The organism is Corynebacterium ulcerans, assembly GCF_900187135.1.
GTDB lineage: Bacteria > Actinomycetota > Actinomycetes > Mycobacteriales > Mycobacteriaceae > Corynebacterium > Corynebacterium ulcerans.
Window position 1 is genome coordinate 745,755 of sequence record NZ_LT906443.1, and the last position, 12,097, is coordinate 757,851.

13 protein-coding genes and 2 tRNA genes are annotated in these 12,097 nt (G+C 54.2%); 7 read left to right on the forward strand and 8 right to left on the reverse strand.

All coding sequences use genetic code 11. The features are described from left to right. Positions 1 to 66 precede the first annotated feature (66 nt). Entirely contained in the window at positions 67 to 375 is a 309-nt protein-coding gene (locus tag CKV68_RS03320; protein ID WP_014526064.1) for an acyl carrier protein, read from the forward strand. Further along, complete coding sequence (locus tag CKV68_RS03325; RefSeq protein WP_095075591.1) at positions 372 to 1,193, forward strand: HAD-IIA family hydrolase; 822 nt, start codon at positions 372 to 374, stop codon at positions 1,191 to 1,193. The genes CKV68_RS03320 and CKV68_RS03325 overlap by 4 nt, the downstream gene beginning before the upstream one ends. A gap of 1 nt (position 1,194) precedes the next feature. On the opposite strand, the gene CKV68_RS03330 is transcribed toward CKV68_RS03325, so the two are convergent. The 4 genes from CKV68_RS03330 to CKV68_RS03345 all read right to left on the reverse strand — a co-directional run bounded on the left by CKV68_RS03330 (position 1,195) and on the right by CKV68_RS03345 (position 3,528). Continuing rightward, on the reverse strand, positions 1,195 to 1,557 hold the full coding sequence (locus CKV68_RS03330; protein ID WP_095075592.1) for a hypothetical protein: 363 nt from the start codon (positions 1,555 to 1,557) through the stop codon (positions 1,195 to 1,197). A gap of 177 nt (positions 1,558 to 1,734) precedes the next feature. After that, the gene (locus CKV68_RS03335; RefSeq protein ID WP_095075593.1) at positions 1,735 to 2,544 is read right to left on the reverse strand and encodes a serine hydrolase domain-containing protein; all 810 of its coding nucleotides are present in this window, start codon (positions 2,542 to 2,544) and stop codon (positions 1,735 to 1,737) included. 5 nt (positions 2,545 to 2,549) lie between these two features. Beyond that, a complete protein-coding gene (locus CKV68_RS03340; protein ID WP_095075594.1) occupies positions 2,550 to 3,269 on the reverse strand; it encodes a trimeric intracellular cation channel family protein in 720 nt (239 codons plus the stop codon). A 185-nt stretch (positions 3,270 to 3,454) separates the two neighbouring features. Then, positions 3,455 to 3,528 (reverse strand) — tRNA-Ile (locus CKV68_RS03345). 226 nt (positions 3,529 to 3,754) lie between these two features. On the opposite strand from CKV68_RS03345, the gene CKV68_RS03350 reads away from it, so the two are divergent. From CKV68_RS03350 to CKV68_RS03360, 3 genes are all read left to right on the forward strand, one after another. Continuing rightward, positions 3,755 to 3,827, forward strand: a tRNA-Asn gene (locus tag CKV68_RS03350). Positions 3,828 to 4,114: 287 nt separating this feature from the next. After that, the gene (locus CKV68_RS03355) at positions 4,115 to 4,357 is read left to right on the forward strand and encodes a hypothetical protein (RefSeq protein ID WP_013911960.1); all 243 of its coding nucleotides are present in this window, start codon (positions 4,115 to 4,117) and stop codon (positions 4,355 to 4,357) included. Positions 4,358 to 4,449: 92 nt separating this feature from the next. After that, positions 4,450 to 5,031: a hypothetical protein gene (locus tag CKV68_RS03360; RefSeq protein WP_014526067.1), complete on the forward strand. Its 582-nt coding sequence runs from the start codon at positions 4,450 to 4,452 to the stop codon at positions 5,029 to 5,031. A gap of 59 nt (positions 5,032 to 5,090) precedes the next feature. On the opposite strand, the gene dnaG is transcribed toward CKV68_RS03360, so the two are convergent. Beyond that, a complete protein-coding gene (gene dnaG, locus CKV68_RS03365) occupies positions 5,091 to 7,007 on the reverse strand; it encodes a DNA primase (protein WP_167376958.1) in 1,917 nt (638 codons plus the stop codon). A gap of 154 nt (positions 7,008 to 7,161) precedes the next feature. Then, positions 7,162 to 9,036, reverse strand: coding sequence for a glutamine--fructose-6-phosphate transaminase (isomerizing) (gene glmS / locus CKV68_RS03370; protein WP_029975544.1), 1,875 nt, complete (start codon positions 9,034 to 9,036; stop codon positions 7,162 to 7,164). A gap of 150 nt (positions 9,037 to 9,186) precedes the next feature. Between glmS and CKV68_RS03375 the strand changes: the two genes are divergently transcribed. Next, positions 9,187 to 9,723, forward strand: a complete 537-nt coding sequence (locus CKV68_RS03375; RefSeq protein WP_013911964.1) for a guanyl-specific ribonuclease — start codon at positions 9,187 to 9,189, stop codon at positions 9,721 to 9,723. Continuing rightward, complete coding sequence (locus tag CKV68_RS03380; RefSeq protein WP_014836652.1) at positions 9,713 to 9,970, forward strand: hypothetical protein; 258 nt, start codon at positions 9,713 to 9,715, stop codon at positions 9,968 to 9,970. The genes CKV68_RS03375 and CKV68_RS03380 overlap by 11 nt, the downstream gene beginning before the upstream one ends. Here CKV68_RS03380 and CKV68_RS03385 read toward each other — a convergent pair. Both CKV68_RS03385 and CKV68_RS03390 read right to left on the reverse strand, forming a co-directional pair. Beyond that, on the reverse strand, positions 9,967 to 11,241 hold the full coding sequence (locus CKV68_RS03385; protein WP_038622165.1) for a deoxyguanosinetriphosphate triphosphohydrolase: 1,275 nt from the start codon (positions 11,239 to 11,241) through the stop codon (positions 9,967 to 9,969). The genes CKV68_RS03380 and CKV68_RS03385 overlap by 4 nt on opposite strands. A 2-nt stretch (positions 11,242 to 11,243) precedes the next feature. Then, a complete protein-coding gene (locus CKV68_RS03390) occupies positions 11,244 to 12,014 on the reverse strand; it encodes a YdcF family protein (RefSeq protein ID WP_029975687.1) in 771 nt (256 codons plus the stop codon). Positions 12,015 to 12,097: the final 83 nt, after the last annotated feature.

The window sequence follows — 12,097 nt, forward strand, 5'->3', positions numbered from 1 at the left end:
TGAGCCTACGCCTGCGTAAAGTCGGAATTGTTCTTAGCCCCTCCCTCATCTCAAGGAGCTCTACCTGTGTCCTCGCTTCAAGACCAGCTTCTCAAGCTGCAAGACAGCACTTCCGATTCTTCTCAACCAGGTGTAGATGCTTCGACCAGGGAAAAAGTCATCGCAGTACTCGCACTTTTAGGGGTAGAAAAAGAAAAGGCAGATCCGTCTTCTCGCCTCGATTCCCTCGGAATAACCTCTCTCGACCGCATCGAACTTACTATTCGGGTAGAGGAACACTGTGGGTTCCGCACGACGGATACTGCGATTTTTGCGCTTGAAACGGTACAGGATCTCATCGATTATGCGGAACGCAAAGGAGAGCAACAGAAATGACCATTTCCTATCTCACAGACATGGACGGAGTCCTTATCAGGGAAGGTGAGATCATCCCTGGGGCAGATCGTTTCCTCAACAACCTCATGGACAATGATATTAACTTCATGGTCCTCACCAATAACTCGATACACACGCCCCGTGATCTTTCCGCACGGCTGCGTCACATTGGTCTGAGCATCCCGCCCGAGCGCATCTGGACTTCTGCTAAGGCAACTGCCACGTTCCTGAGCAGCCAGGCTGGCGGGCACGACAAGGAAAGAACTGCCTATGTTGTGGGCGAATCTGGTTTAACTACTGAGTTGCACGATAATGGCTGGATACTTACCACTTCGCATCCAGATTTTGTTGTTTTGGGAGAAACCCGAACCTATTCCTTTGAGGCTATTACCACCGCAATCAATCTGATTTTGGAGGGTGCACGGTTTATCTGCACTAATCCAGATGTCACAGGCCCCGCACCTCAAGGAATTTTGCCAGCTACCGGAGCGGTAGCGCAGCTGATCACAGCTGCGACAGGCAAGGAGCCTTACTTCGTGGGGAAACCGAATCCCGTCATGATGCGTTCTGCGTTGAATAACATCGGTGCTCATTCCGAGAACACAGTGATGATCGGCGACAGGATGGACACAGACGTGCGCTGTGGACTTGAGGCGGGCATGCGCACAGTCCTCGTCCGCACAGGTATCTCTGACGATGCAGAGATCTCTAAGTATCCGTTCCGCCCCACTAAGGTCATAGACTCGATTGCAGACCTAACCGAGTCGTTCCTTGACCCCTTCGGCGACGGATATTACGTCTCTAGCGCAGAGGACTGATTTAGACGTATTCCCCGGCGCGCACGGACGTTCGGGGGTGCGTCGCAAAGCTTTTTGCCCCGTTGGTGTAAAAAATCTCGACATCGGCATAGAAGCCCTCGTCTGTGGATAGCTGCACAAGGGCATCCCGAAGTTTCTCAAATTCTTCAGCCGTGCCGTTGAGCACCTCCCTGCAGTCGACTGCACGCGGATACAACGCATTGCGCCGCCAGGTCGTGCACCAAGCTGCGTTGAGCTCGTCCACGCCGGGTAACGCATCAATCGGTTCCGTCGCAATATTTTCTACCATCGCAGATTCCACGGTCAGCCGCCATTTTTTTGGCATTCCTTCCACGCGGAGAACCGCAAAAACCTGTTCTTGCATGAGCACCGTTTCACAACTCAACGTCGATACGTATCAACGTAAGACGGGTTTCGTCTTCCCCAACGACCCCGCGTGATGCTGCTCAATACGGCGATTTTCACGCATCACACGCCCCATGCTCAACTCTCAATAACTGGTTTATCCCCCGACACACAGCCCCATTTATTCAACATAAAGTTAAGGTTGAACCATGCGCCACACCGCATCGTTAGCCTGTGCCCAGGGCTCTTTAGCCCACGGACCAAAGGGACGATCCGTTAATGCGATCATCGCCACACCAGATCCGGGGACCAGCCACAGGTATGTCCCCGACTGACCAAAGTGCCCTACCGTATTCGCCGGCATTTGAGCTCCCGTCCAATGCGGATCTTTCTTGCCCTTAATCTCAAACCCCAGCCCCCACGGACATGGTTTGTACATTCCATATCCTGGAACAACGCCGTTAAGGTCCGGGAATTGAACACTAAAGGCCTCGGAAAGGGTCTCAGGGGCCAGCAATCGGGGGTTAAGAAGCTCGCGAGCAAAAGAGACGAGGTCGGATACCGACGACCTCCCCCCGTGTCCGGCAGATCCCCACAGCTGTGTTGAGCGCATCCCTAGGGGCTGAAAAACGGCTTCGTCGAGGTAATCCGCGAACGACATCCCGGACTCCTCTTCCACAGCCTGAGCCAAGAGCTCAAATCCATAAGACGAATAGATACGGCGGATTCCCACCGGCCTTACCGGATCACTGGACTTAAAACCAACGCCAGACGCATGCGCCAGCATATGGCGTACCGTCGCCCCCTCGGGCCCCAGCTCTTGATCCAGCCCAAAGACCCCTTCTTCCACGGCGATAAGGAAACCATAGGCAGACAGCAGTTTTGTCACACTCGCCAGTTCAAACACGCGATCACAGTCACCTGCCGTAACCAGGTGGCTCCCCGAAATCACTGCACTCGCAACGTTATCCACCGGCCACGTGGCCACCAGCTGCTCTAGTTCCATACGTCCTATCCTAAGTCGAAGTCGCCCCCGATTTTTCGCTTTGAGCGCCGGCCGCGAATAAACCCACGACGCTCACTGCGCCGCACCAGCGCAGCCACCTGGGCAGCAGTCATATTAACCGGTGCCCACTCAGAATTTCGGAACAAAACCCATCCGCGCCAATACGCCACGATTGCCAGACCAGCGCCCAAGATCGGAGAAACCACCATCCCCAATGCATAAAAACCAAAGTTACTAAAGGTCACCATGCTTATCGACGCCACCAAAGCCGGCACTGCATACAGCGGCCCACCTCCGAAAATACCCGGCACCTGCCCCGTACAAATATCCCTGATCATTCCGCCACCCACGGCCGTCAAGACTCCCATAAAAACCGCACTGGTAAGCGGCATATCAAAATTAAGAGCCTTGACCGCGCCAGTAACCGACCATACCCCCAGAACAATTGCATCGCCGTTGACCTTGAAAATTTCCCAAGCCCGTCCCTTGAAATTAATAACCAAGGCCAGCAGCGCACCCGCGATAGCCAACAAGAGATAACGAGAGTCCGCGATGGCCGCGGCTGTTCCTCGCTGCATGAGGACGTCGCGAAGCATACCGCCACCAAGGGCAGAAAATAACGCTAGAAAGACAAAGCCAACAGCATCATAGTCACGTTGACGAGCAATCGTGCCGCCAATAATCCCGTTGAGCACGACACCGATCAGGTCAAACGTGGCGTACATCGTCAAGATGTGGGGGTCAACCGTATTCACTTAGACATCATAACGAGCGTAGGCATCCGCAGGGAAAAACGAGGCGCCTGGGAAATGACAATGAAGTGCCCTACTCACATGCGACTTCATATTCGACATAGATAGAACAAAAGCAGGTCAGGAGCTAAATAAATTGCACCTGACCTGCCGCTTTGTGGGGCCACGGGGGCTCGAACCCCGGACCAACGGATTATGAGTCCGTAGCTCTAACCGACTGAGCTATAGCCCCAACCGACCTACTAGCTTTTGGTCGCGACCATTATAAGCGGATGAAGTATAGAAAAGTCGAATCGAGCATTACCCCAATCAACTCCCATCAATCTCCGACATCATCCCGGCTACTTATTAGAACTTCCACAGCACTCTCAAACTGGTATCTACCTGGCGATTTGTACCAATCTACAAACCCCTATATAGTCTTTTCATGTCGCAAGGGAGACCTTGAGAACAGATAATCCTCCATAGCTCAATTGGCAGAGCATTCGACTGTTAATCGAAGGGTTACTGGTTCGAGTCCAGTTGGAGGAGCAAGATAAGCCGGATGATGTAGCTAAGAAGCTACATCATCCGGCCTTTTGTCATATTTCAAGGCCGCCAACTTCACCTTATTGTCGTTTTTGAGAACGCTAGGAGCAACATCCCTGGCAAACCTCAGGTCATTATTTCTAACGTTCTCAAAAACGACATCTTCCCATTCCCACCGTTCCCCACGGGGATAGTTGGCGTTTACTCTCAGAGTTCTTAGGTAGGGTGGACACCAAGCATTACAGGTGATCAGTGTTCGCACTAAGACGAAGTGAGTAGGAAGAAAATCAATGATCCAATTTGTGGTTGGCGCTGCTGCCGGATACGTCTTTGGCACAAAAGCCGGTCGTAGGCGTTATGAGCAAATCAAAAAGGGTTATCAAGCGGCAGTTTCCTCGCCCGTGACTCAAAAAGCCGTGGAGGTAACCCGCAAAGCCATCGCTAATAAACTAGATCCGCAACCACGAATGAAAGAAGTAAAAAATTTAAAGCAAGCAGACGGATCAACCGTCCTGGAACCAGATCGCGACTAGCCCACCCCACTCATAGAAGTTTAGCCTATCCTTGATATAGACTGCGGTACTTGAAGCCCGCTCATAATCGAAACCGAAAGGTTAAAAGCCCTATGACTCGCAACTTCAAACGTTCCCTCACCGCGGCAGCAGGCGTCTTGCTGCTTGGCACGGCTCTTGCTGCTTGTTCCCCACCGAACGAGAACGATTCGCAGAAGAAAGTCGACACGGCAACGTCAGCAGCTGCCCCGAAGTCGCAAGCTCATGATCATTCGACGGAAAGCGCTGCAGCATCTACTTCTGCACAAGCTTCTGGCTCTGATCAGGAAGCCGCCATCGTAGCTTCCGCTACTCAGAACCTTGTTGAGGGACAAGAAATTACCCTCAATGTCAGCGGACTTAACCCGCAAGCCGGCTACTACGCAGCTATCTGCAGCACAGCTGCCCCTCACGGCGCCCCTGCCCCACTGTGCACTGGACAGCACTCTGACACAACTGCACAGGCGTGGATTAAATCCGGCGGAATGGGCACTACCCCTCTCAACGCAGACGGAACAGCTACTGTCACTCTCCACGCAGCATCTACGGGCCAAGGCGTAGACTGCAAGACAGATAAATGCGTGTTGAAGGTCTTTGGCGATCACACTGAGGGATTCCGCGACGTGGCCGAGGTTCCTGTCACGTTCGCTTCCTAAAACCTCCTAGTAAAACCACGGCATAGGCGTTGTTAATCGCTTATGCCGTGGTTCTATTTTTATTGGAAAACTCTCTTGAGCAACTCGCGACGAGACTGCTCCAAAGCCACCAGCTCAGCGAACATTGAGTTATATGTCACTTCATCATCGCTCGGACGCATCCGTTGAAGCTTCCCTTTCAGCAGGGCAATCTGGTTTCCTACACGTTGCTCTTGCAGCCGGGAAAGAGTCTTGTCTATGTGCTTGAGTAAACCGTTTTCCACTTCTTCTTCGGTTTCTATGTGAACTGGTTCCACGGCCAGCTCCGACACTAGCGATTTCCCCACGAGGTCATGAACACGATCGGATACTGCGGCAAGCCACGCCGGCCCCTCATCTGTGTGCGCGCATCCACCCGCTTGAGCAATAGCGGAATTGAGCGCCGCATACGCTTCGTTGCTAAACGCATCATCTGGCAGGTCGTCAAAGTGCTGACCAGCCACTTGTGGATACTGAAGTGCGAGTTTCAAAGCTTCTCGCTGCGGCCATAACCGCGGATCTTTACGATCTGGCAACACCATAAGTGTGGTGGCTACGCCCGCAGCCGGGTCGTTGTTCGCATCAAATCGGGTGGCTCGCTTTGGCTTTGGGGCGTTCCTTGGACGACGCTCTGCAACGCGTACCTGTTGGATAACCTCGTTGGGGTCGGGCCAGCCTACCCAGCCGGAGAGCAAGCGCGCATATTCGGTTTTGAGCGCTTGATCTTTGATATCCGCGACGATGGGCACTGCGCGCCTTAAGGCTTGGAGCCGCCCTTCAACAGAGTCGAGAGAGTATCCGGCTATAAGCGTCCGAATAATGAACTCGAACATGGGCACTCGATGGGCGACCAAGTCGCGGACGGCAGCATCTCCTTTGCGCAGGCGCAGATCGCACGGGTCCATTCCATCAGGAGCCACCGCCACATAGGATTGACCCGTGAACTTCTGATCGCCCTCAAACGCCCTCATAGCGGCCTTCTGCCCGGCTTCATCGCCATCAAAGGTGTAGATGAGAGAGCCGGCAAAGTAGGAGTCATCGAGCATATAGCGCCGCAAGATTTGGAGGTGTTCCTCGCCAAAGGCGGTACCACATGCTGCAACAGCCGTAGTGATGCCGGCCGCATGCATAGCCATAACATCGGTATAGCCTTCTACCACCACGGCTTGGTGATTCTGCGCGATATCTTTCTTAGCGTTATCCAAGCCGAAAAGAACCTTGGATTTTTTATACAACAAGGTTTCGGGGGTGTTCATGTATTTGCCTAGCTTGTCGTCGTCGAAAAGCTTGCGCGCCCCGAACCCAATGACGTCGCCAGAGACGCTCTTGATCGGCCACAACAAACGACGATGGAACCTATCGATTGGCCCACGTCGGCCCATTGTGGATAACCCCGCGGCCTCAAGTTCTTTAAAATCAAAGCCCTTGCGCAGCAAATGTTTTGTAAGAATGTCCCAGCCATCGGGTGCATATCCACATTCAAACGCATAAATATGCTGCTGGGAAAACCCTCTGTCCAGCAGGAACTGACGCGCAGTGGCAGCCTCAGGGGTCTCTAGTTGCTCCCGATAAAAGGCATGAGCCGCCTTATTCGCCTCAATAAGACGACGACGCGTTCCCGGCTCTTCCCGGCGCGCACCGGTAGTGCCGCCCTGGTAATTGATCTGATAGTGGATCTTCTCTGCACAGGCTTCTACGGCCTCGGGGAAGGTGAGGTGTTCCATCTCCATGAGAAAGCTGAATACATCGCCGCCTTTGCCGGTGGAAAAGCAGTGGAAATACCCGTGGTTAGGACGGACGTGGAAGGACGGAGTTTTTTCCTCCTTAAAGGGGGACAGACCTTTCAGAGAATCCGCTCCGGCTGGCTTGAGCTGTACGTACTCCCCCACGATCTCTTCGATGGGTGTGCGCTCCCTGATCGCCTGAATATCACTGTCCGGTATCCGTCCCTTTGCCATAGCCACTACATTAGCGGTCTATCCAAACGGGAAACCATCTGAGCAGCACAATGCCCAGCTCGAAAAAGAATTTCGTAGCTGGGCAGAGCTTGTCACAGGCGCGATAAGGCCAACGACGCACAACCGGAGTATTCCGGTGAGTTATCCCTCCGGTTTATTCCACGGTCACTGACTTGGCCAGGTTGCGCGGCTGATCCACGTCAAAACCTTTTGCCGCGGCGACTGCGCAAGCAAAAATCTGCAGAGGCACCGTGGCTAGCAGTGGCTGCATCAGGGTCGGTGACTGAGGGATGCGGATGATGTGGTTGGCGTAGGCCTCCACGGCGGTATCCCCTTCCTCGGCGATGACAATTGTGATTGCACCGCGTGCGCGAATCTCTTGGATATTGGAAACGATCTTCGCATGCAGGGAGTCGCGTCCCCGTGGGGAAGGAACAACCACAAAAACGGGCTGACCTTCCTCAATAAGCGCGATAGGACCATGTTTGAGCTCACCAGCAGCGAATCCCTCTGCGTGAAGGTATGCGAGTTCCTTCAGCTTGAGTGCGCCTTCCAACGCTACGGGGAAGCCCACATGGCGCCCAAGGAAGAGCACCGACTTCACATCTTTCAGGTCTTGTGCCAGGGCTTTCACATCGTCTTCCTTCCCCAGCACCTCCTCGACCTTCTCTGGAATTGCGCGCAGTTCAGCTACCACTGCGTTAACTTCATCCGCAAACATATTGCCCCGCAGCTGCGCTAGGTACAGCCCTAGGAGGTAGGTAGCGGTGATCTGAGCTAGGAAGGCCTTTGTGGAAGCCACTGCTATCTCGGGGCCCGCGTGAGTGTACAGCGAAGCGTCCGATTCCCGGGGGATGGATGAACCGTGGGTGTTACAGATCGCTATGACCTTGGCGCCTTGTTCCCGAGCATGGCGTACGGCCATGAGCGTATCCATTGTCTCACCAGACTGAGATAGCGCCACGACCAGTGTCTTTTCGTTGACAATCGGGTCCCGGTAGCGGAACTCATGGGCCAATTCCACCTCGGTCGGAATGCGGCACCAATGCTCGATTGCGTAGCGTGCCACGTGTCCCGCGTATGCGGCGGTGCCGCAGGCAATAACGATAATCTTGTCTACGCTGCGCAACAGCGACTCCTCGATGCGCACTTCGTCGAGGGTGAGCTTGCCGTTTTCGTCGAAACGCCCCATGAGGGTATCGCGGATAGCTGCCGGCTGCTCGTGAATCTCCTTCTCCATGAAGAACTGATAGCCGCCTTTTTCCGCCGCTGCCGCATCCCACTCCACGGTAAATGGCTTGCCCTCTGCCGGGGTGCCACTGAAGTCAGTAATCGCGTAAGAGTTCGGCGTGATGGTTACAATCTGATCGTTGTCCATCTCCACGGCATTCTTGGTGTAGTCGATGAAACCAGAGACATCCGACCCCAAGAAGTTCTCACCTTCGCCCAGGCCGATGACCAGCGGCGAGTTACGACGCGCAGCCACAATACGATCAGGGCTATCAGCGTGGATGGCCAAAAGCGTGAACGCGCCTTCCAGACGTGTACAGGTCAACTGCATTGCCCGTGTGAGGTCGCCCTGTGCATCGCCCGCCAGGATACTGCCCAACAACACTGCTGCTACTTCGGTGTCCGTATCCGAAACAAAGTTGTGACCTTGTGCTACGAGCTCGCTTTTCAGCTCAGCGAAATTCTCAATGATTCCGTTGTGAACTACGGCCAATCGACCGTTGTCCACCACATGCGGGTGGGCGTTCGCGTCTGTTGGGCCACCGTGAGTCGCCCAACGAGTGTGTCCAATACCAAGCACGGAATCAGGCATTGGGCTCTTGTCCAGTTCCTGTTCCAGGGCCGAAACCTTGCCCGCTTTCTTGCGGAAGTTGATCTCCCCATTTGCAAGGACCGCTACTCCCGCAGAATCGTACCCACGATATTCGAGCCGCCGCATCCCTTCAAGAACCACTTCAAGAGCATAATATTCACGCCCAGACGCACTGGGAGTGCCAACAAATCCTACGATTCCACACATGCGCCTCATGCTACCGCATCGCCGCTGGTAGCGACGTTTGCACTGTTCACAACAATTTTTCCCCGCTCTCTACGGCTGATAATGCAAAAGCGCGTAAAAGCTTGCCGACGCCTCCCGCAATCCAATCCAACGACATGACAGAATAAGTCCATGCCTGCTTCTTCACCGTCCCCTAAAAAAGCTCTTCCCACCGCGATCGCAGGGGTGCTCATCGCGATTGTTGCGGGGGCACTGGGATTAAATCTGTCCTCGCATGATTCCTCCGTGGGGAAAAACGACAGTAGTCGCACTCCAGTGTCCACGTCTGCTGCTTCTCAGGCTCAAGAACGCACAGCTGCTCCGGCTAAAAACACCTCTGCTAAAAACACCGTTGTGCCAGACTCTGGTCTGCGCTCTTGTACCGTGGACTCGCTCCCCAAAGAAGCCGAAGAAACCATCACCACAATTCTTTCGGGTGGTCCCTTCCCTTATCCAGATAATGACGGCGTGAGATTTGGCAACTATGAAGGTCTTCTCCCTCGCCAATCTCGTAACTATTACCGCGAATACACAGTGGACACGCCTGGGTTACGTCACCGTGGCGAGCGCCGCGTTATCACCGGCGGTGGTTCCCAACGCGATCCAGACACGTGGTACTACACCGACGATCACTACGAAAGCTTCTGTGAGATCCCTGATGCCGAATAATCACAACACCATTCGTGTTCATAACGTTCACAGCCGGAAGGCACTCTACGAGCAGGCTGCATCCCAGCTCTACACGCCTGATCGTAAACCACCTCGCACTATCGACGCTTTTGTGGATATGCTGCGCGAATTCCGCGTCACCCGAATCCACTGCGCTGGATGGCACATGCCAACGCAGGAGGCTACCTCGCTCCTCGCAGCTTTGGTTTCTGAGCGCGTTACTGTGGCTATCACCCAGGGAAATTAACCAAAAAATCCTGCAAGATCAGCGGATTGTTTAGCCATCCGCTCCAACCTGGATTCGGTCATCGAAGCAATCTGATCAATAATCACACGCTGCTGTTCAGCTGGGGTGTTCGCTTGCTCCCACCAGGTCCGGAACATAGGGTCCAAAGCTCCGCATCCGCCGGCAGTTAAATACTCAAACACCCGATAGATGCGCTCGCGTTGCCGGTCTTGCCGACTCAAGTGAGCGGGAGCATCCATCACATAGAGGACAGCGATTGTTTTAAGCAGGGTCACCTCCGCCATGACATCAGCAGGTATAACGATTCTCCCGGTGCCACGCCCTAAAGGATGCTTCTCAGTATTGCCGCTACGGGATGCTTCAATGACCGCTCCGATATATCGTCCCACCAGCTCAGAGGTCATGGATTTAAGCGTGGTAAAGCCCCTGAGAGTACCAGAGAAATCCGCAGCGGCAGCGACAACGGGGAGGTCACGTAGACGGTCGGCGGCGTCGATAAGCGCGGCGGGGTCACCGCCGAATGCGCGCGCGCCTTTTTCCGCGAGCTCGGCAAGCTCCACAAAATCCCATAACACGCTGAGGTTGACGCGACCAGAGACGATCCCATCCTCAACGTCATGTACCGAATAAGCGATGTCATCAGAAAAATCCATGGCTTGTGCTTCCACTGGAGGTGTCTGGTCGCTATGTCCGTGCCTAATCCAATCGAGAATCTCACGGTCCTCGTCATAACACCCGTATTTCCGATTAACGCTGCCATCAGGATTGGTTTTTGTACGCGGGTATTTGCACGCGGCGTCCAATGACGCACGAGTAAGGTTTAAGCCAAAAGATTCTCCTTGGAGAGATAAGATTTTGGGCTCAAGCTTGGTCAGGATTCGCAATGTTTGGGCATTTCCTTCAAACCCACCGCACTCCGTGGCTATTTCATTAAGCGCAGTCTCCCCGTTGTGTCCATACGGCGGATGCCCGATGTCATGAGTAAGACCTGCCATCTCGCAGAGATCGGGGTTAAGCCCCAGACCAGCTCCTATCCCCCGCGCGATCTGAGCGACTTCCAAAGAATGCGTCAGACGAGTACGCGGAGTATCCCCGTCTCGCGGACCCACCACCTGAGTTTTATCCGCCAGGCGGCGCAGCGCAGCCGAATGCAGCACTCGCGCGCGGTCCCGAGCAAAGGGCCCTCGCTCATCATTATGGTGTAGCATCTGGCTTTTCTTTCCAGGCTCTACACACCGACGAGCGGCATCCTCCAGCGAATACTCATACATCTTTATCTCTTCCGCGTTTCTTGTAAGAATCGAATCCTGGCGCGTCTCGACGGCCGCGCTTTGGCTTGAAGGTCTCTCAACCTAGCCTCCACTTCAACTGACACAGACCGACCGAACAACGCAGACACTGCCACCACCAGCAAGCCTCCGTTTTCATGAAGAAATGTAAGCCACCACGGCTTAGAAGGAAAGCGGGTAGGACTGTACGGAGTCGGCGATGCAACCGCCTTCATCCCCTGCAATCGAGCAATAAGCTCAGATCGCAGCGCATGGTTGGGGTCCGTCACGATGAGAACGGGCTCTTTGACAACCTCTTGAACGGCTTTGAGGGAACTCCAGGTGTCATTACCGTGGGGAACTTCAACCAAAAGATCCGAATCGACGTGCGCCTTTAACAGATATTCACGCCCAACATGAGCCTCTGTAAAACGATCACCGGGCAGCTTCCCACCCACCGTAATCACCTTTTGTACTCGCGTTGTCGCCCATTGATCTGCGGCCCACTGTAAACGGGCCGCAAACTGCCGTGACGGCACACCATCGTATTGCGCTGTCCCAAGAACCACGATTGATCCAAAGCGCCCCCGCTTATTTTTTGGACGAATCCGGCCACGGATCGCCATCGCAATCGACGGCAACGCCGCTACACCAAGAAGACACCCCAGCGAACACAACGCCTTTTTCCGCGAATGAGGACGCTGAGGATGCTGTGTTGCGTTACTGCCACCATGAATGCGGCGCAGGAAGCGCTTTCCCGGAAGTCTGGTGTTCATAGAACCTAGTCTGCCAAAAAGCTTGGGATGACCAACAGATCCACGCCAAAAATAGAAATATGGTCTTGGCACGAGGTCTTTCC

Excerpts from the sequence above, each read along its gene's own strand:
- CKV68_RS03335 (WP_095075593.1), bottom strand. The coding sequence starts at position 2,544 with ATGGAACTAGAGCAGCTGGTGGCCACGTGGCCGGTGGATAACGTTGCG.
- glmS (WP_029975544.1), bottom strand. The coding sequence starts at position 9,036 with ATGTGTGGAATCGTAGGATTTGTTGGCACTCCCAGTGCGTCTGGGCGT.
- CKV68_RS03355 (WP_013911960.1), top strand. The coding sequence starts at position 4,115 with ATGATCCAATTTGTGGTTGGCGCTGCTGCCGGATACGTCTTTGGCACA.
- CKV68_RS03385 (WP_038622165.1), bottom strand. The coding sequence starts at position 11,241 with ATGTATGAGTATTCGCTGGAGGATGCCGCTCGTCGGTGTGTAGAGCCT.
- CKV68_RS03325 (WP_095075591.1), top strand. The coding sequence starts at position 372 with ATGACCATTTCCTATCTCACAGACATGGACGGAGTCCTTATCAGGGAA.
- CKV68_RS03360 (WP_014526067.1), top strand. The coding sequence starts at position 4,450 with ATGACTCGCAACTTCAAACGTTCCCTCACCGCGGCAGCAGGCGTCTTG.
- dnaG (WP_167376958.1), bottom strand. The coding sequence starts at position 7,007 with ATGGCAAAGGGACGGATACCGGACAGTGATATTCAGGCGATCAGGGAG.
- CKV68_RS03390 (WP_029975687.1), bottom strand. The coding sequence starts at position 12,014 with ATGAACACCAGACTTCCGGGAAAGCGCTTCCTGCGCCGCATTCATGGT.
- CKV68_RS03340 (WP_095075594.1), bottom strand. The coding sequence starts at position 3,269 with ATGTACGCCACGTTTGACCTGATCGGTGTCGTGCTCAACGGGATTATT.
- CKV68_RS03380 (WP_014836652.1), top strand. The coding sequence starts at position 9,713 with ATGCCGAATAATCACAACACCATTCGTGTTCATAACGTTCACAGCCGG.
- CKV68_RS03375 (WP_013911964.1), top strand. The coding sequence starts at position 9,187 with ATGCCTGCTTCTTCACCGTCCCCTAAAAAAGCTCTTCCCACCGCGATC.
- CKV68_RS03330 (WP_095075592.1), bottom strand. The coding sequence starts at position 1,557 with ATGCAAGAACAGGTTTTTGCGGTTCTCCGCGTGGAAGGAATGCCAAAA.